This window comes from Rhodoferax sp. BAB1 (genome assembly GCF_013334205.1).
Taxonomy (GTDB): domain Bacteria; phylum Pseudomonadota; class Gammaproteobacteria; order Burkholderiales; family Burkholderiaceae_C; genus Hylemonella.
Window position 1 is genome coordinate 161636 of the sequence record NZ_CP054424.1, and the last position, 15784, is coordinate 177419.

A 15784-nucleotide genomic window follows, 5' to 3' on the forward strand; every position below is an offset into this window, starting at 1 on the left:
CTGAAGAGCCCATGTTAGCGCGAGGCTAGCGGCGGCGGAAGCGGCTGCGCAGCTGCAGCAGCGGGTCGCCGTCGCCGAGGTAAGCCGGTGCCACGGCGGCCGGGCCGGTGGGCGTGATGCCCAGCGCGGCGAAGCCGGGCACGCGGCCGGTGGCCACGTTGTCGACTTTCATCGAATCGAGATTGTCGCGGCTCATCAGGGGCTGGCCCGGGGTCAGTTCCATCAAGAGCGCCTGCAGCCGGCCGATGGCCATGGGCAGGGGGATCACCGGGCGGCCGCGGCCGCGGCGGATGCCGGCGGCGCGCCCGGCCAGCTGCACCAGTTCCTTGAGCGTGTAGACGCCGGGCCCGCAGAGCTCATAGGTCAACCCGACGGTGCGTGTGTCCTGCAGGCAGTGCACGACCGCTTGCGCCACATCTTCGACCCAGGCCGGCTGGAAGCGGGTGCCGGCAGCGGCCAGGGGCATCACGGGGAAGATGCGTTGCAGTGCGGCGAAGAGATTGAGGAAGCGGTCGTCGGCACCGAAGATCACGCTGGGGCGCAGCACGGTGAGTTGCAGGCCCTGGGCTGCGGCGGACCGCAGTGCGGCTTCGCCGCGCGACTTGCTGCGCAGGTAGCGCGAGGGCGCGGTGTCGGCGGCGGCCGGCTCGGCCCCCAGGGCGCCGATGTGCACCAGGCGCTTGACGCCCATGGCCAGGCAGGCGCGTGCCAGTTTCTCCGGCAGTTCGACATGGTTGCGCTGGAAGGCGGCTTCGTTGCCGTGCAGGATGGCCACCAGGTTGATGACGGCGTCATGGCCGACGAGCAGCCGGCGCAGTGTGGCCTCGTCGTGCACATCGGCTTCGAGCACCGTGAGGCGCGGCAGGTGTTGCACCGCGCTGGCGTTGGCCGCGCGGCGCGTGGGCACAGTCATGGGCCAGTGCAGGCGCGCCAGGTGCTCGCAGATGTGGCGGCCGACGAAACCCGTACCGCCCAGCAGGAGCACACGCTTCATTCGGAAATCCTCCGCGCCATGCGCTGCGGAATGAGCCCTTCGGAGCGGCCGTGCGCGAGCATGTGGACCTTGCGCGCTGTGCGCTCCAGGATGAGCCCTTCGGGGCGGCCGTGCGGGCTCATGGCAACTCTTCGGCGGGTTCGGGTTTGTCCACGCCCAGCGGGCCGACAAAACCCAGGCGGGCCTTGAGTGACTGGGGCTCGCCGCTGAGCACGGCGGCGTAATTCACCGTGTTGGACAGCACTTTCTTGACGTAGTCACGCGTTTCGCCGAAGGGGATGTTCTCGGCCCAGATGGCGGCTTCGAGCACCGGGTCGCCCGCCTGGCCGCGCCAGACCTTGGAGCGGCTGGGGCCGGCGTTGTAGGCCGCTGCGGCCAGGGGCATGGAGCCGTCGAAGGCCTCCAGTACCAGCTTGAGGTAACCCGTGCCGATGGCGATGTTGGTGTCGCGTTCGGTGATCTGCCTGGGCTTGAAGTTGTTCATGCCGATGCGCCGCGCCGTCCAGCGTGCCGTGGCGGGCATGACCTGCATGAGGCCGGCCGCGCCCACACCGGACTTGGCTTCCAGGATGAAACGGCTTTCCTGGCGGATCAGGCCGTAGACGAAGGCCGGCTCCAGGCCCGTGAGTTCGGCGCGCTGCTGCACCTCCTGGCGGAAGGGGGTGGGGAAACGCTGCGTGTAATCCATGATCGAGCGGGTGCGTTCGCTGGCGTTGATGCAGCGGTCCCACACCTGCTGCTCGCAGGCCAGGGCGGCCGCGGCCAGCAGTTCGCGGTCGCTCATGCCGCCGCGCTGGTGCAGGTTGGTGCTGTAGTTCCACTCGCGCACGCCCTCCGAGCGCAGGCCGATGCTGATGGCGTGCAGTGCGCGCTGCAGGCCTTCGTTGTCGCGTGCGGCCTGCAACTCCTCTTCGCTCAGCGCGGCCGGGGCGGCGGGCGCGCTGATGCGCTGGCCCAGTTCCTCCATGGCCAGCTGCTCGTAGAAACCGCGCGGCGAGGCGATGGACTGCAGCAGGGTGCGGGAGCGCAACTCGGCATTGGGGGCCTGCAGGGCCAGCAGGGCGCGGGCGCGCCAGTAGATCCAGGTCGAGTCGCGCAGCTGCGTTTCGCTCAGTGCGGCAATGCCATCGTGCACCTGTTGCCAGTCGTTGGCGCGCAGCGCGGCGCGCACTTTCCAGACCAGGTGGTCGCTGTGCATGTGGCGATCTTCGCCCTGCGCGTAGTAGCCCAGGGCCTTGTCCGAGAGGGTGCGCGCGGCGCGCTTGCCGATCACGCCCCACACCCAGCTGCGTTCTTCCTGCGTGAGCTGGGCGCGCCAGCGCAGCTTGTTGACCTCTTCGGCGGCGGCTTCCGGGTCGCTGGAGGCCAGGCGGATCATGGCCAGGGTGACCCATTCGCGGGTCTTGGGACGGAAGGCGGTGAGCTTTTCGTCCAGGTAGCGCTTGGGATTGGCGTACAGCGTGTTGAGGCCGTTCGCCCAGTCCGGGTTGAGCAGGCCGATGGCCTGCTGGGCGATGCGCGGCTTGTCGAACTCGAAACCCAGGCGGGCGCGGCGCCAGGCCACCATGGGGTCCAGCTTCTCGTCCTTGATCAGGCGTTCGGCTGCGGCGGCGCAGCCCTCATCCGGGTCGCGCTGGGCCAGCCAGAGCTCCTGCACCTGGGCGGCCACGTCTTCGTTCTGGGTGCTGTAGGCCGCATGCAGGGCATGGCAGCGGACTTCCGCGTCGTCGCCCATGCGGTAGCGGGGCAGCTCGGCCGTGAAGCGGGCCCAGTCGCGCTGCTTGCCCAGCTGCAGCAGCCAGTCGTTGCGCAGGCGGTCTTCCGCGTAGGTGCCGGCATAACGGCCCAGGAAGGCCTCGATCTCGGCCGGTTTGGCGTTTTCCAGGCGGGCGCTGAGCTCCCAGTAGGCGGCCCAGGACTCCAGCACATGGCCTTGGACCTGGGGCAGGAGCGCGGCCAGCCGCTTCTGGTCGAGTTTCTTGTAGGCTTCGGCCATGTCGGTGATCAGGGCATCCTGGGAGGGCTTGGCACGTGCCTTGGCCTTGGCCGGTGCGCCCGTGGCGGGCAGGGCCAGACCCAGGGTCAAGGCGATAGCTGTCAGAATGACTTGAAACTGCATGTGGAAATTATGGACACATCCGAGGCAAAAAGGGCGCTAGAGAAGAAAAACCTGCGCCAGCGGCTCATTACTGAACGCCTGAACCTGCCCGATCGCCTACAGCGTGCGGCACTTTTGCAACAAGTCATGCGCATCTGGTTGGTGGGCCGGCCGGACGCCGTGATCGGCGCCTACTGGCCGATCAAGGGCGAATTCGATCCCCTGCCGGCCCTGCATCGCTGGAAAGAGGACGGCGAACTGCTGGATCAGCCGCAACCACGGCGCATCGGCCTGCCCGTGATCGACAAGGTACACAAGACCCTGACCTTCCACGCCTGGTACCCCGGCTGTCCGATGGAGGAAGACGCCTACGGCATTCCGAAGCCGAAGGACACCGAAGTCATCGTGCCCACCCTGCTCTTCGTGCCCTGCGTGGGCTATGGGGCGGGCGGCTACCGCCTGGGTTACGGCGGCGGTTTCTACGACCGCACCCTGGCCACGCTGCAACCCAAGCCCTACACCGTGGGCCTGGGCTTCACCCAGGGTTACCTCGACGATTTCGAGCCCGAGCCGCATGACATACCGCTGGAGGCCATCCTCAACGACAACGGCGTGGTGTGGCCGGTGGGCGGCATGGGTTGATTACGGTATCCGTAAGCAATTTCACCTAAGTAAAATCGGCGCTTTCGCCTCGCGGCGTGTCCCCCGGAGTTCCCATGAGCAAAGCCTTTGCCTCGCAAGCCGACCTGACCGACAAGAAAACCACCTTCGAACAGCTCAGCAAACATTGCTGGGCCTACACCACCGAGGGGGATCCGAACTCGGGTGTCATCATCGGTGAGCGTTTCATCATGGTCAGCGACGCCACGGCCACGCCGGCCATGGCGCGCGACCTGATCGCCAAGATCCGCACGGTGAGCGACCTGCCCATCAAGTACGTGCTGCTGACCCACTACCACGCGGTGCGTGTGCTGGGCGCCTACGCCTACGCCGCCGAAGGCGCCACCGAGATCATTGCCAGCCAGGGCACGCTGGAGCTGATCCGTGAGCGCGGCGCGCAGGACATGAAAAGCGAGATGGAGCGTTTCCCGCGCCTGTTCCGCAACGCCGAGACCGTGCCCGGCCTGACCTGGCCCACCATGGTCATCGGCGGCGGCAACCCGGTGAAGGGCGAGGTGCCGGGCAAGCTGTCCATCAACCTGGGCGGCGTGGTGGTGCAGATCTGGAGCCCCGGCCCCGGCCACACCCGCGGCGACACCATCGCCTGGGTGGAAGAGGAAAAAGTGCTGTACTCGGGCGACCTGGTCGAGTACGAGGCCGGCGTCTACACGGGTGACGCCCAACTGGCCGAATGGCCGGCCACGCTGGAAGCCCTGCGTGCCCTCAAGGCCGACTACCTGGTGCCCGGCCGCGGCGAGGCCATGAAGGGCAATGCCAACGTCAACAAGGCGCTGGATTACACGAAACGCTGGGTCCAGACGCTGTTCCAGGCAGGCAAGGAAGCCGTGGCACAGGGCCTGGACCTGAAGGCCGCCATGGCGCACGCGCGCAAGAGCATGGACCCGGTGTTCGGCCACGTCTTCATCTACGAACACTGCCTGCCCTTCGACGTGAGCCGTGCCTTTGACGAGGCCAGCGGCATCAAGAACCCGCGCATCTGGACGGCCGAGCGCGACAAGGCGATGTGGGAGGCGCTGCAGGGCTGAGAACTTGTGAATAAATCTACTGCGCAACCCGATCGCGGCGTTGGGCGGTGCTCGCCATCCTCACGTACCTGAAGTACGTTCCGGTGGCTGCGCTCCGTCCGCCTTGCGCTCGGGCCGCTCGCTACGATTTCTTCACAAGTTCGGAGCCACCAGCCTTTTATTGGCAGGACGCCGCCAGGCCCTTCATCTGCTGCTCGCAGGCTGCGCGCGAGGTCTCGGGCAGCCTGGCGCAGCCGGCCAGCATCTTGGCCGGGTCCATCTGCTTGCACATGGGGCTGTTCTTGTCGAACTGCATCATGGACTCGCCCTTGCAGGCGCCGGCGTGGGTGTAGCGGACCTTGAAGCTGCGCTGCTTGCCGTCCTTGCTGACGGTGCTGTCCATCAGGTAGCTCTTCTCGCTCTCGCGGGTCATGAGCATGCGCGAACTCCCGCCGTCCTTGCAACTGACCTCGATCTCGGCCTGGCTGTCGGTGTTGCGCAGGACCTTGGGCGTGCACCTGGGGTCTTCGGCGGGTGTGTTCTTGGACATCTGCCTGGCCACGTCCATGCACAGACCGGTCTGGCCCATGGCCGCTGCACCGCGGGCCATCTGCGGGTCGTCGCTGGAGATCAGTTCCATGCGCCACAGGCCCTGGCCCATGGGGGCGGACTTGAACAGCTTGAGTTCGGACAGTGGCGCGGCCGCCTGGCCCGTGCCGGCCAGCAACAGGGCGGCCAGCAGGCCGAGGCGCAGAAGCTTGTGTGTGCAGGGGCGCATGACGGATCCTCCTTGGGGGTGGGCGTCGCCCATTCTCGCAGAGGGCCCGGGCACAGCCAGCGTTTCAGCGCCAGGCGATCAGGGCCTGCAGATCGGCCTCGTAGCCCCGTAGCTTCTCGCCCAGCCGGCGCCGCTGCGCCTCGCTGGCGCTGTTGTGCAGGGCCGCGATGCTCTGGCAGCCCTCCTGCAGCATGCGCTCGAACTGGGCGCGCGCTGCTGGCTCGGGCGGTGTCAGGCTGCGTTGCACCAAGGCCAGCATCTCGGCCTTGACGTGCGCCGGCCGCTCGCCGTTGCGGTGTTCCTGCAGCACCTGCAGCATGTCCTGCTGGCGGCGCAGGCGCTCGGCCCAGGCCAGGCGGGCATCGAAGCTGGAGGCCGTGAGGCGCTGGCGCAGCAGGGTCTTCTGGGCCTCGCTCAGGCTGCCATAGAAATCTTCGTAGCGCTCGACGGTGCGTTCCAGGCGGCGCTCCAGCAGTTCGGCGGGGCTGCCGTCCAGCCACTCCTCGCGCCATTTCTGGTTGTGTTTCTCGAACTGCCGGGCCAGGTGGCGCAACTGCTCGGGCTGCACGCTGGGTGCCAGCCGGGCCAGGCCGTCGGCGCTCTGCTCGCCCAGGTGCTGCAGGTGCACGCGGACCTGGGCCAGGTGGCTGCAGACCTGCTCGGGCGTGACCGTGGCCCCGGCCTGCTGCTGCAGGCGGCCCAGCCATTCGGCATAGGCTGGCAGTTCCTGGCGGCGATGCCAGGCGTGCAGCGCGTCCAGACTCTCGCGCACCGGGCGGGCCTGGGCATCCTCGAAGTCGATGTAACCGTCCAGCCACCAGTAGAGCAGGGTGGGGGCATTGTTGTAGCCGGTCTGCACGGCGCTGCAGCCGGCCAGCAGGACCAGCAGCAGCGCGCTGATAATGCGGGGCAGGAAACTCAACATCACGGTAGGCAGGCGCATGAAGCAGAACGGACAGGCAGTGGATGTGGTCATCATGGCGGCGGGCAAGGGCACGCGCATGAAAAGCCGCTTGCCCAAAGTGTTGCACCGATTGGCCGGTCGTGCATTGTTGCAGCATGTGGTGGACACTGCCGTGGGGTTGAATGCCCGGCGCGTGGTGGTCATCACGGGCCATGGCGCGGCCGAAGTCGAAGCCGGCGTGCGCCGCCCCGGTGAGGGGCCGGGTTTGCAGTTCGTGCGCCAGGAGCCACAGCTGGGCACCGGCCACGCCGTGCAGCAGGCCGTACCGGCCCTGCCGGACGACGGCATCGTGGTGGTGCTTTCGGGCGACGTGCCGCTGACGGAAGGCACCACCCTGCGCGCGCTGATCGCGGCCTGCGGCGGCGACAAGCTGGCCCTGCTGACCATCGCCTTCGACGACCCGACGGGCTACGGCCGCATCGTGCGTTCTACGGGGGGCGAGGTACGGGCCATCGTGGAGCACAAGGACGCCAGCGAGGCCCAGCGCACCATCCAGGAAATCTACAGCGGCATCATGGCCGTGCCGGCCCGGCTGCTCAAGCCCTGGCTGGGCCAGCTGGACAACAAAAACGCCCAGGGCGAGTACTACCTGACCGACGTGGTGAAGTTCGCGGTGGCGCAGGGTGTGCCCGTGGTGGCGCACAAGATCAGCGATGCGCTGCAGGTGGCCGGCATCAACAGCCCGGTGCAGCTGGCCGAACTGGAGCGTGCGCACCAGCAGCGCGTGGCGCGCGGCCTCATGGAGCAGGGTGTGCGCCTGGCCGACCCGGCGCGGTTTGATGTGCGCGGTGAACTGCTGTGCGGGCAGGACGTGGAGATCGACATCAACTGCATCTTCGCCGGTCGGGTGGAGCTGGGCGAGGGCGTGAAGGTCGGCGCGCATTGCACGATCAGCAACGCGCGCATCGCTGCCGGCGCGGTGATCCACCCCTATACCCACATCGAAGGCGGTGCCAGCGACAAGGATTGCATCGAGGTCGGTGCCGGCGCCCTGATCGGTCCTTATGCCCGCCTGCGCCCCGGCGCCAAGCTGGGCGAGGAAGTGCACATCGGCAACTTCGTCGAGATCAAGGCCTCGACCCTGGCCAGGGGCGCCAAGGCCAACCACCTGGCCTACATCGGTGACTCGAAGGTGGGCGAGCGCGTGAACTACGGCGCTGGCAGCATCACCGCCAATTACGACGGCGCCAACAAGCACACCACGGTGATCGAGGCCGACGTGCACATCGGCAGCAATTGCGTGCTGATCGCCCCCGTCACCATCGGTGCCGGCGGCACCGTGGGCGGCGGCTCCACCATCACCAAGGACACGGCGCCCGGCGCGCTGACGGTGGCGCGCGCCAAGCAGGTCAGCCTGAGCAACTGGAAGCGGCCCGAGAAGAGAAAATGAGCGAGAGCGAACCCGCGCCCGAGCAGGAGATCGCGCGGCTGCAAGCCGAGTTGCACGACGCGCGCGCCGCACTCGGCGACTTCGCCTACGCGGTATCGCATGACCTGCGCGCCAGCCTGCGCCACATCATGTCCTACGCCGCCCTGCTGCGCGAGGAAGCCGGCCCCGTGCTGCCGGGGGAAGCGCTGAGCTACCTGGAGACGGTCCACGGCGCGGCCCGCACACTGGGCCAGCAGATCGACGGCCTGATGAGCTGGTCACAGCTGGACCGGGTCGAGCTGCAGGTGCGGGAATGGGAGGCCGGCACCCTGGTGGCCGAGGCGCAGGCTCAGCTGGCCGAGCTGTGTGCCGGCCGCCAGATCGAATGGCAGGTGCAGGAGGGTTTGCCCGTGCTCATCGGGGACGGCGCGCTGCTGCGCCAGCTGCTGGTGCACCTGCTGTCCAACGCGCTCAAGTTCACGCGCCCACGCGAGACCGCGGTGATCGGGATCGGTGCCGAAGTGACGCCTGAGGGCCTGGCCACGCTCCATGTGCGCGACAACGGCGTGGGCTTCGACCCGGTGCGCCAGTTCAAGCTCTTCCACGTCTTCCAGCGCCTGCACGGGGCCAGCCAGTTCGAAGGCCTGGGCCTGGGGCTGGCGCTCGCGCGCAAGATCGTCGAGCGCCATGGCGGCAGCATTCACGCCGAAGGCGCGCTGGAGGGGGGCTGCACCGTCAGCTTCACGCTGCCCTGTGCCATGGGCACGCCCGTCTGAGCTGAGAGAGTTCCTAGGACTTCGCCGGCAGCGGCACACGCGTGCCGAACTTGCTGCGCTTCACGCTGAAAAAGGCCTTGACGTTGCGCACATTGGCGTCGCTGGTGAACAGGCGTTGCGCCAGCGCCAGGTAGTCCGGCATGTCGCGCGCGTGCACCATCAGCACGAAGTCCGGTCCCGGCGAAACGCGGTAGCACTGCTGCACGGCCTCATCGGCCGCCACGCGCAACTCGAAGGCAGCCTGTGCTTCTTCGCCCTGGCGCTCCAGCGTGATCTCCACGATGGCCTGCAGGCCATGGCCCAGCAGGGGGGCCAGCTTGTCCGTGCTGAGGATGGCGACCTGCTTCTCGATCAGGCCGCCGTCCAGCAGGCGCTTGACGCGCCGCAGGCAGGTCGGCGGCGAGATGTGGGCCAGCGCGGCCAGCGCCTGGTTGCTTAGACTGGCGTTTTTCTGCAAGGCGTCGAGCAGCAGTAAATCCGTCGCGTCGATGGTGATTGATTCCATTTCGATATTATTTTTGAAGTATTTGGTCTTGTCGTGTATTTTATGAAATTTAAGTTCATAAAGTACAAAAAATCAATCAGATATTTTTCGTCGCTGCTTCTACCATCGCCCCATCGAGTTCAGGAGACACCCTTATGTGTGGCATCGTCGGCGCCGTTTCCAATCACAACATCGTCCCCGTGCTGGTGCAGGGCCTGCAGCGGCTGGAGTACCGTGGGTATGACTCCTGCGGCGTGGCTGTGCATGCGGCTGGCGGCCTGCAGCGCGCACGCAGCACCTCGCGCGTGGCCGAACTGGCGGAGCAGGTGGCCCGCGACAACGTGACCGGCTACACCGGTATCGCCCACACCCGCTGGGCCACCCATGGCGCGCCCGCCGTGCACAACGCCCATCCGCACTTCAGCCACGGCCCGGGCGCCGACACCGCACAGCGCGCGGCCCGTGTGGCCCTGGTGCACAACGGCATCATCGAAAACCATGACGAACTGCGCGTCGCCCTGCAAAAGAAGGGTTACGTCTTCCTCAGCCAGACCGACACCGAAGTCATCGCCCACCTGATCGACGCCATCTACGAAGGTGACCTGTTCGAGGCCGTGAAGGCCGCCACCAAACAGCTGCACGGCGCCTACGCCATCGCCGTTTTTCACAAGGACGAACCGCACCGTGTGATCGGCGCGCGCGCCGGCTCGCCGCTGATTCTGGGCGTGGGCAGCGATGGTTCGCATTACCTGGCCAGCGACGCCATGGCCCTGGCCGGCGTGACCGACCAGATCGTCTACCTGGAAGAAGGCGACGTGGTGGACCTGCAGCTGGGCAAGTTCTGGGTGGTGGGCCGTGATCACAAACCCGCGCAGCGTGTCGTGAAAACCGTGTTGGCCCACAGCGGCGCGGCCGAACTCGGCCCCTACCGTCACTACATGCAGAAGGAAATCTTCGAGCAGCCGCGCGCGATCGCCGACACGCTGGAGGGTGTGGAAGGCATCGTGCCCGAGCTGTTCGGCGACGGTGCCTACCGGGTCTTCAAGGACATCGACAACGTGCTCATCCTGGCCTGCGGCACCAGCTACTACAGCGGCTGCGCCGCCAAGTACTGGTTGGAGAGCATCGCCAAGATCCCCACCCAGGTGGAAGTGGCCAGCGAATACCGCTACCGCGACTCGGTGCCCAACCCGCGCACGCTGGTGGTCACCATCAGCCAGTCCGGCGAAACGGCCGACACCCTGGCCGCCCTGCGCCACGCGCAAAGCCTGGGCATGGCGCAGACCCTGACCATCTGCAATGTGGCGACGAGTGCCATGGTGCGCGAGTGCAAGCTCGCCTACATCACACGTGCCGGCGTCGAGATCGGCGTCGCTTCCACCAAGGCCTTCACCACCCAGCTGGCTGGCCTCTTCCTGCTCACGCTGGCCCTGGCCCAGGTGCGCGGCCACCTGAGCGATGCGGATGAGGCGCAACACCTCAAGGCCATGCGCCACCTGCCCGTGGCCCTGCAGGCCGTGCTGGCGCTGGAGCCGCAGGTCATGAGCTGGGCCGAAGACTTCGCCCGCATGGAAAACGCGCTCTTCCTGGGGCGCGGCCTGCACTACCCCATTGCTCTCGAAGGCGCGCTCAAGCTCAAGGAAATCAGCTACATCCACGCCGAGGCCTATCCGGCCGGTGAGCTCAAGCACGGCCCCCTGGCCCTGGTGACCAGCGCCATGCCCGTGGTCACGGTGGCGCCCAACGACGCGCTGCTCGAAAAACTCAAGAGCAATCTGCACGAGGTGCGCGCCCGCGGCGGCGTGCTTTATGTGCTGGCCGATGCCGACACCCGCATCGACAGCGGCGAAGGCCTGCATGTGATCCGCATGCCCGAGCACTACGGCGCGCTCTCGCCCCTGCTGCACGTGGTGCCGCTGCAGCTGCTGGCCTATCACACCGCCTGCGCCCGCGGGACGGATGTGGACAAACCACGAAACCTCGCCAAGAGTGTCACGGTCGAATGACCGTGACACTCTTGCGTCGCTTAGCTTAGATTGACAATTAATACGGGTAAATTTTCATGGAGATTGCTTTATTTAACTAATAAATTTAAATTATGGGAAATTATTGCAATTAGTGCCAAGACCAAGCAAGCTGACTAGTAACGGTAAAGTCCGTATATCGCCCTCCACTTGAAATTATTGAAAAGCTTGGACTGATATCGACTTGGTGCGATCCTGCGAACCCCAAAGATGAGTGACTGTTCAGCGATTGCAGTCTGTCACTTTGGAATTCTGACCGTCCGGTTGCGGCCATGAAGTGATCATTCCGGTAGCACGAGCAGCCTTAATTTTTCTCTAGCGATACACCAGACCAGTCTGATGCAGACGAATCGCCATCGTGGTAGGTGAAACTTGGAAGAGGTCGTTAAGGGCGCTGAACTGATGGCCGTTAAAGCGCTGGGCTTGCGCGACCACTCGCTCAAATGCAAGCGAGGGGTAGGGGGAGTTCATCAAGGACGTATAGCTCGCCCCAAGCAATTCGCATGCGATGGTGTCTGTCAGCTTCAAATCCTTGACGCCGAAGCTCGCAGTAAAAGCGAGGCGAAGCTGTTTCTCAGGCACGAGGAAGCAGCCCGCGAAGTGGTTCGCTTGACGCTCCCTCTGATCGGTGGGCTCATGCGGCTCGGTCAGGCCGTGCATCGGTAGTTCCCGATGATGGTGAAGACCCGGATGCATGAGTAAGTGCCCGACTTCATGGGCGAGAGTGAAGAGCTTCGTGCGTGGCTTTTGCTCAGAGGAGATCGCAATCAGCTTCGCCGGGCGATTAATGAACCCGCCTAACTGGAATCCTTGTCGCGTTGCGTTGCTGCTCAGCCACCCTTCCTGAACCTCAAAGTCTAGATATTTGGCGGCGACCCAAGGGTCACAGACGTCCAGGGGGTAACTTTTTCACCAGGCCAAAGGGCGCACTGTCGATCCCACAACTCAAGTTGCAACGTCCGCGCCGTTTGCTCGGGGTCGATGCAATTTGCGGCGACGTTCATGGTAACGATGTAGCGTAAGCCACAGAGAGACACTATATGTGGTGTGGCTAGAGATATTTCACACTACCTATAGTGCTTTTTGAAATGCTGTTTCGTATCTGTTTTACTAAAAGGTACATCATTACACCATGTGTAATGATGTACTTGACATCTTTAGAATTTCATTCTAGACTTTGACTCCATGGAAGTTGAGTTCGACGATGGCGACCTAGATCGTCTGGAGACTGATGCCCGGTTCACAGCCGGGCTCTCACAGGAGATCGTGCGTGCCTTTCGAAAACGGATGCAGCAGATTCGCGCCTTTAAAGATGAGCGCGATTTTCAGGCTGTGAGGTCGTTGTGCTTTGAAAAACTCAAGGGGAACAGGGAGGGACAACATTCGATACGTCTGAACTTGCAATGGCGACTGATATTGGAGATTCGAGGTGACCACCCCTGCAAGATCATCGGGATTGTTGAAATTGTCGACTATCACTAGAACACTAGAAATTGGAGAGACCATGAACACATGCGTGCCTGCTGAAGTATTTCCGCCAGGAGAGTTCCTGCGGGAAGAGCTGGAAGCGCGGGAGTGGAGCCAGCAGGAGCTGGCAGATATTCTTGACCGGCCGCCCCGTCTTATAAGTGAGCTCATTGCTGGAAAGCGGGCCATAACACCCGAAACTGCCACAGGCCTAGCAGACGCCTTTGGCACGTCGCCAGAATATTGGATGAACCTTGAGAGCCAATATCAGCTTTCCAAGGTTAAGCTATCCAACGACAACGTCGCGCGCAAGGCTCGTCTGTACGACAAATTCCCCGTGCGGGAAATGCTCCGCCGCGGATGGGTTCGCGCGAGCGAGAACATCGATGTCTTGGAGGAGCGTTTTTGCGCGTTTTTTTCCATCACGGACATGTCGGTAGAGCCGGATCTCTGCCACAGCGCGAAGAAGACCCACGCGACCCTAGACGTCACTCCGCTGCAGCTGGCCTGGCTGTTCCGTGTAAAGGCGATGGCGAGCCAGCAGATCGTGCCGGCCTACGCCCGAGCCAAGCTTTTGGCGGCGCTGGATAAGCTCAAGGCACTCACCCTCTCGCCTGAAGAGGTCCGCCATGCTCCTCGCATTCTTGCAGAGGCCGGTGTTCGCTTTGCCCTGGTAGAGCCGATGGCCGGCTCGAAGATGGACGGCGCTTGCTTTTGGCTCGAGGACGACAAGCCGGTTATTGGCATGACGCTGCGCTTCGACCGGATTGATAACTTCTGGTTCGTTCTGAGGCACGAGATTGAGCACGTGCTGCGAGAGGACGGGAAGGCCAATAGCCAAGCTGTCATTGACACAGATGTAGGGGAAGACAACGCAGAGCTGCCGGAATGTGAACAGTTGGCCAACGCAGCGGGGGCGGAGTTTTGTGTGTCGTCAGCTGAAATCGAGAATTTCATCGCTCGTGTTCAACCGTATTTCTCCGAGGAGAAGGTGCTTCGATTTGCACAGCGAATCAACGTACATCCGGGATTGGTGGTCGGGCAACTCCAGCGCAAGCTGGGGCGCCATGACTTCTTGCGCAAGTACCAAGTCAAGGTACGAGCGCTGGTGCTACCGTCGGCTGACTCCGATGGCTGGGGTTCGTTCTCCGAGTAATCACAACATCGCGTTAGGAGTTGCTATGTCGGCTTATGTGAATCAGGTGAAAACCTATATCGAGCGCTACCAGGCAGAGGTTGGCGGCGATGGACTGATCGACCCGCACGCGGTAGCCGAGTGGGCATACCAGCGAGGCTTGCACAAGCCGAGTATTCGCACGGTCGTTGATGCAATAGCGTCGGACATTTCGCAATTTTTCCGGGAGGAGTTCCGTACAAACGAGGATGGACAGCGCTACCGAGCGAAGCATGCCGTTCGATTCAAGAAAGGCGAGAAAATCATGTCGCTTTGGGCCGACATGGACGATGTCAAGGCTCCTCGCGACCACTTCTTGAAGTCCTTTGCGCAGCGACGCCAGCAAATCGTCGGCGACTGTTACCAGCTCAAGACTGATGTAGACGTCTACAACGGAAAGAATGAGGATCAGCAGCCCATCCAAGTGCCTCTTGACTTCACGTTGGACATTGAAGAACTACAGCTGCCGCTTCAGGTCAAAAAGATAGCCTGAGATCGTCTGCCCCTGGGACCGAAAAATTCTCTTTGGACCACCTGGGCAACTTGTTTGAACCCAATGCGCAATTCAGTTGGAGAAATTTATGTCTGATAAAAAGACAGTAACCATATTTGTGAACACGGTCGAACATGTGGTGCCGCACCAGAAAATTTCGTATGCGACGCTGATTGCGATGGCATTCCCTGGCGCTACCGGAACGAATTACATTGTTAAATACTACAAGGGCAATTCCGATAACTTGACTGGCACCCTGCCTCCCGGCGGAGAAGTGATGGTGAAAGATGGCATGGACTACCGAATTACAGGCACTGGCGAGTCGTAATCCGTTCATCGACAAACTCGTCAAACAGGGCTATGACGTAGGGTTCATTAACGCGCACCTCGTCATTTTTGGCGTACCTTATCTGAACGCCTCGGGCGAGTTGAAATATCTCGACATGATCTGCCCATTAGATCTGCGCGAGGAATACTTGATCGACCGCCCATCGGACCATAAGGTCTACTTCGCTGGCGAGATACCGTGCAACATTGATGGGCTAAAAATCAGCACGGGTACCGCCGAAGAGGTACGTACGGTGTCGGAGCACATCGTCGGCAACAGAATGCTTTCCAGCAAGCCGGAAGGGATGAGGCAGTACGTTTCCATCGAAGAAAAGATCAACCAGTACCTTACCTTGATTTCTTCGCCGGCAGTTCATAAGTATGCCGACGTCACGCCCCGACGCGCCCTGAAGAGGCACCTTGAGGCGGCACTGAGTCCATTGAAATTTCCTGACACGCTGTCTGCCCGTGAAGGAGTGGTGGAGCTGTCGCACAAGTTGCGTGAGCACAAGGTAGCCATCATCGGGTGCGGCGGTACAGGCGCGTACGTGCTGGACTATGTCGCCAAAACCCATCTTGAGGAGATCCACCTGTTCGACGACGACATTGTCCATGTGCACACGCTCTTCCGACTTCCCGGGGTCTATGGTGAAAAACATCTGGGCATGCCCAAGGTCGAAGCATTGGCTGAGGCCTACGGCCATTTTCATGGCGGCATCAAATCGCATGTCGAACGCGTCAACAAAAACAATATTGCTTGTCTGGCTGAGTTCGACTTCGTCTTCGTGTGTGTCGATGATGCCCCGTCTCGGCAAATGATTGCTCAGGCCTGCCACAGCGCTTCAGTGCCGTTTGTGGACGTGGGCATGGGGTTGAATAAGGGCGCAAACGGCTTGTACGGATTTGTTCGTACCGCTGGTGGCAAGCCCGGCGATTTTGACAAACTCAATGGCACGCAGCACTTGCCTGCACAAAACGCCCATGATCGGGAATATAGGAGTCAGCCTCAGATTGCTGAACTCAACGCTCTCAACGCTGCAATTGCCGTGATCCGGTTCAAGCAGCACATGGGATTCTTTGACCGCCTGAGCGATTCGCATTCCGTGGTATTCGATCTTGCCGGGATGGCGATGGATACAGCAGGATGAGCA

General features: G+C 63.1%; 17 protein-coding genes. 10 read left to right on the forward strand and 7 right to left on the reverse strand.

The window, feature by feature from the left end; all coding sequences use genetic code 11:
• Positions 1–25: 25 nt before the first annotated feature.
• Genes HTY51_RS00770 through HTY51_RS00775 form a run of 3 tightly spaced genes read right to left on the reverse strand, consistent with a single transcriptional unit; the run spans position 26 to position 3113 of the window.
• Positions 26–994 (reverse strand): complex I NDUFA9 subunit family protein, encoded by a 969-nt coding sequence (locus HTY51_RS00770; protein ID WP_174250941.1) that lies wholly within the window; start codon positions 992–994, stop codon positions 26–28.
• Positions 991–1116: a hypothetical protein gene (locus HTY51_RS18710; RefSeq protein WP_256406483.1), complete on the reverse strand. Its 126-nt coding sequence runs from the start codon at positions 1114–1116 to the stop codon at positions 991–993. The genes HTY51_RS00770 and HTY51_RS18710 overlap by 4 nt, the downstream gene beginning before the upstream one ends.
• Entirely contained in the window at positions 1113–3113 is a 2001-nt protein-coding gene (locus tag HTY51_RS00775; RefSeq protein WP_174250942.1) for a lytic transglycosylase domain-containing protein, read from the reverse strand. The genes HTY51_RS18710 and HTY51_RS00775 overlap by 4 nt, the downstream gene beginning before the upstream one ends.
• A 9-nt stretch (positions 3114–3122) precedes the next feature.
• Here HTY51_RS00775 and HTY51_RS00780 point away from each other — a divergent pair, with 9 nt between their 5' ends.
• Positions 3123–3734: a 5-formyltetrahydrofolate cyclo-ligase gene (locus HTY51_RS00780; RefSeq protein WP_174250943.1), complete on the forward strand. Its 612-nt coding sequence runs from the start codon at positions 3123–3125 to the stop codon at positions 3732–3734.
• A 74-nt stretch (positions 3735–3808) separates the two neighbouring features.
• Complete coding sequence (locus HTY51_RS00785) at positions 3809–4798, forward strand: MBL fold metallo-hydrolase (RefSeq protein WP_174250944.1); 990 nt, start codon at positions 3809–3811, stop codon at positions 4796–4798.
• Positions 4799–4955: 157 nt separating this feature from the next.
• Here the strand turns inward: HTY51_RS00785 and HTY51_RS00790 are convergent, their stop codons facing one another.
• Together HTY51_RS00790 and HTY51_RS00795 are read right to left on the reverse strand one after the other, a co-directional pair.
• Positions 4956–5555: a DUF3617 family protein gene (locus HTY51_RS00790; protein WP_174250945.1), complete on the reverse strand. Its 600-nt coding sequence runs from the start codon at positions 5553–5555 to the stop codon at positions 4956–4958.
• 64 nt (positions 5556–5619) lie between these two features.
• The gene (locus HTY51_RS00795; RefSeq protein ID WP_174250946.1) at positions 5620–6498 is read right to left on the reverse strand and encodes a DUF6279 family lipoprotein; all 879 of its coding nucleotides are present in this window, start codon (positions 6496–6498) and stop codon (positions 5620–5622) included.
• Between HTY51_RS00795 and glmU the strand changes: the two genes are divergently transcribed.
• A complete protein-coding gene (gene glmU / locus HTY51_RS00800; RefSeq protein WP_174250947.1) occupies positions 6497–7909 on the forward strand; it encodes a bifunctional UDP-N-acetylglucosamine diphosphorylase/glucosamine-1-phosphate N-acetyltransferase GlmU in 1413 nt (470 codons plus the stop codon). The genes HTY51_RS00795 and glmU overlap by 2 nt on opposite strands.
• Positions 7906–8664 (forward strand): ATP-binding protein, encoded by a 759-nt coding sequence (locus tag HTY51_RS00805; protein WP_174250948.1) that lies wholly within the window; start codon positions 7906–7908, stop codon positions 8662–8664. Before glmU ends, HTY51_RS00805 begins: the two co-directional genes overlap by 4 nt.
• A 13-nt stretch (positions 8665–8677) precedes the next feature.
• On the opposite strand, the gene HTY51_RS00810 is transcribed toward HTY51_RS00805, so the two are convergent.
• Positions 8678–9169, reverse strand: a complete 492-nt coding sequence (locus HTY51_RS00810; protein WP_174250949.1) for an Lrp/AsnC family transcriptional regulator — start codon at positions 9167–9169, stop codon at positions 8678–8680.
• Between the two features lie 134 nt (positions 9170–9303).
• Between HTY51_RS00810 and glmS the strand changes: the two genes are divergently transcribed.
• The gene (gene glmS / locus HTY51_RS00815) at positions 9304–11154 is read left to right on the forward strand and encodes a glutamine--fructose-6-phosphate transaminase (isomerizing) (RefSeq protein ID WP_174250950.1); all 1851 of its coding nucleotides are present in this window, start codon (positions 9304–9306) and stop codon (positions 11152–11154) included.
• 333 nt (positions 11155–11487) lie between these two features.
• Here the strand turns inward: glmS and HTY51_RS00820 are convergent, their stop codons facing one another.
• Positions 11488–12069, reverse strand: a complete 582-nt coding sequence (locus tag HTY51_RS00820; protein WP_174254111.1) for an ImmA/IrrE family metallo-endopeptidase — start codon at positions 12067–12069, stop codon at positions 11488–11490.
• A gap of 288 nt (positions 12070–12357) precedes the next feature.
• Here HTY51_RS00820 and HTY51_RS00825 point away from each other — a divergent pair, with 288 nt between their 5' ends.
• From HTY51_RS00825 to HTY51_RS00845, 5 genes are all read left to right on the forward strand, one after another.
• Positions 12358–12654, forward strand: coding sequence for a type II toxin-antitoxin system RelE/ParE family toxin (locus tag HTY51_RS00825; protein ID WP_174250951.1), 297 nt, complete (start codon positions 12358–12360; stop codon positions 12652–12654).
• A gap of 22 nt (positions 12655–12676) precedes the next feature.
• Positions 12677–13795 (forward strand): HigA family addiction module antitoxin, encoded by a 1119-nt coding sequence (locus HTY51_RS00830; RefSeq protein ID WP_174250952.1) that lies wholly within the window; start codon positions 12677–12679, stop codon positions 13793–13795.
• Between the two features lie 25 nt (positions 13796–13820).
• Complete coding sequence (locus HTY51_RS00835; protein ID WP_174250953.1) at positions 13821–14306, forward strand: hypothetical protein; 486 nt, start codon at positions 13821–13823, stop codon at positions 14304–14306.
• Between the two features lie 88 nt (positions 14307–14394).
• Positions 14395–14634, forward strand: coding sequence for a multiubiquitin domain-containing protein (locus tag HTY51_RS00840; protein ID WP_174250954.1), 240 nt, complete (start codon positions 14395–14397; stop codon positions 14632–14634).
• Positions 14594–15781 carry a ThiF family adenylyltransferase gene (locus tag HTY51_RS00845; protein ID WP_174250955.1) on the forward strand — a complete coding sequence of 396 codons (1188 nt, stop codon included), beginning with the start codon at positions 14594–14596 and terminating at the stop codon, positions 15779–15781. Before HTY51_RS00840 ends, HTY51_RS00845 begins: the two co-directional genes overlap by 41 nt.
• Positions 15782–15784 lie beyond the last annotated feature (3 nt).

What these genes read in the sequence shown, in the direction of transcription:
- HTY51_RS00770 (WP_174250941.1), bottom strand. Translation starts at nt 994, where the DNA reads ATGAAGCGTGTGCTCCTGCTGGGCGGTACGGGTTTCGTCGGCCGCCAC.
- HTY51_RS18710 (WP_256406483.1), bottom strand. Translation starts at nt 1,116, where the DNA reads ATGAGCCCGCACGGCCGCCCCGAAGGGCTCATCCTGGAGCGCACAGCG.
- HTY51_RS00775 (WP_174250942.1), bottom strand. Translation starts at nt 3,113, where the DNA reads ATGCAGTTTCAAGTCATTCTGACAGCTATCGCCTTGACCCTGGGTCTG.
- HTY51_RS00780 (WP_174250943.1), top strand. Translation starts at nt 3,123, where the DNA reads ATGGACACATCCGAGGCAAAAAGGGCGCTAGAGAAGAAAAACCTGCGC.
- HTY51_RS00785 (WP_174250944.1), top strand. Translation starts at nt 3,809, where the DNA reads ATGAGCAAAGCCTTTGCCTCGCAAGCCGACCTGACCGACAAGAAAACC.
- HTY51_RS00790 (WP_174250945.1), bottom strand. Translation starts at nt 5,555, where the DNA reads ATGCGCCCCTGCACACACAAGCTTCTGCGCCTCGGCCTGCTGGCCGCC.
- glmU (WP_174250947.1), top strand. Translation starts at nt 6,497, where the DNA reads ATGAAGCAGAACGGACAGGCAGTGGATGTGGTCATCATGGCGGCGGGC.
- HTY51_RS00795 (WP_174250946.1), bottom strand. Translation starts at nt 6,498, where the DNA reads ATGCGCCTGCCTACCGTGATGTTGAGTTTCCTGCCCCGCATTATCAGC.
- HTY51_RS00805 (WP_174250948.1), top strand. Translation starts at nt 7,906, where the DNA reads ATGAGCGAGAGCGAACCCGCGCCCGAGCAGGAGATCGCGCGGCTGCAA.
- HTY51_RS00810 (WP_174250949.1), bottom strand. Translation starts at nt 9,169, where the DNA reads ATGGAATCAATCACCATCGACGCGACGGATTTACTGCTGCTCGACGCC.
- glmS (WP_174250950.1), top strand. Translation starts at nt 9,304, where the DNA reads ATGTGTGGCATCGTCGGCGCCGTTTCCAATCACAACATCGTCCCCGTG.
- HTY51_RS00825 (WP_174250951.1), top strand. Translation starts at nt 12,358, where the DNA reads ATGGAAGTTGAGTTCGACGATGGCGACCTAGATCGTCTGGAGACTGAT.
- HTY51_RS00830 (WP_174250952.1), top strand. Translation starts at nt 12,677, where the DNA reads ATGAACACATGCGTGCCTGCTGAAGTATTTCCGCCAGGAGAGTTCCTG.
- HTY51_RS00835 (WP_174250953.1), top strand. Translation starts at nt 13,821, where the DNA reads ATGTCGGCTTATGTGAATCAGGTGAAAACCTATATCGAGCGCTACCAG.
- HTY51_RS00840 (WP_174250954.1), top strand. Translation starts at nt 14,395, where the DNA reads ATGTCTGATAAAAAGACAGTAACCATATTTGTGAACACGGTCGAACAT.
- HTY51_RS00845 (WP_174250955.1), top strand. Translation starts at nt 14,594, where the DNA reads ATGGCATGGACTACCGAATTACAGGCACTGGCGAGTCGTAATCCGTTC.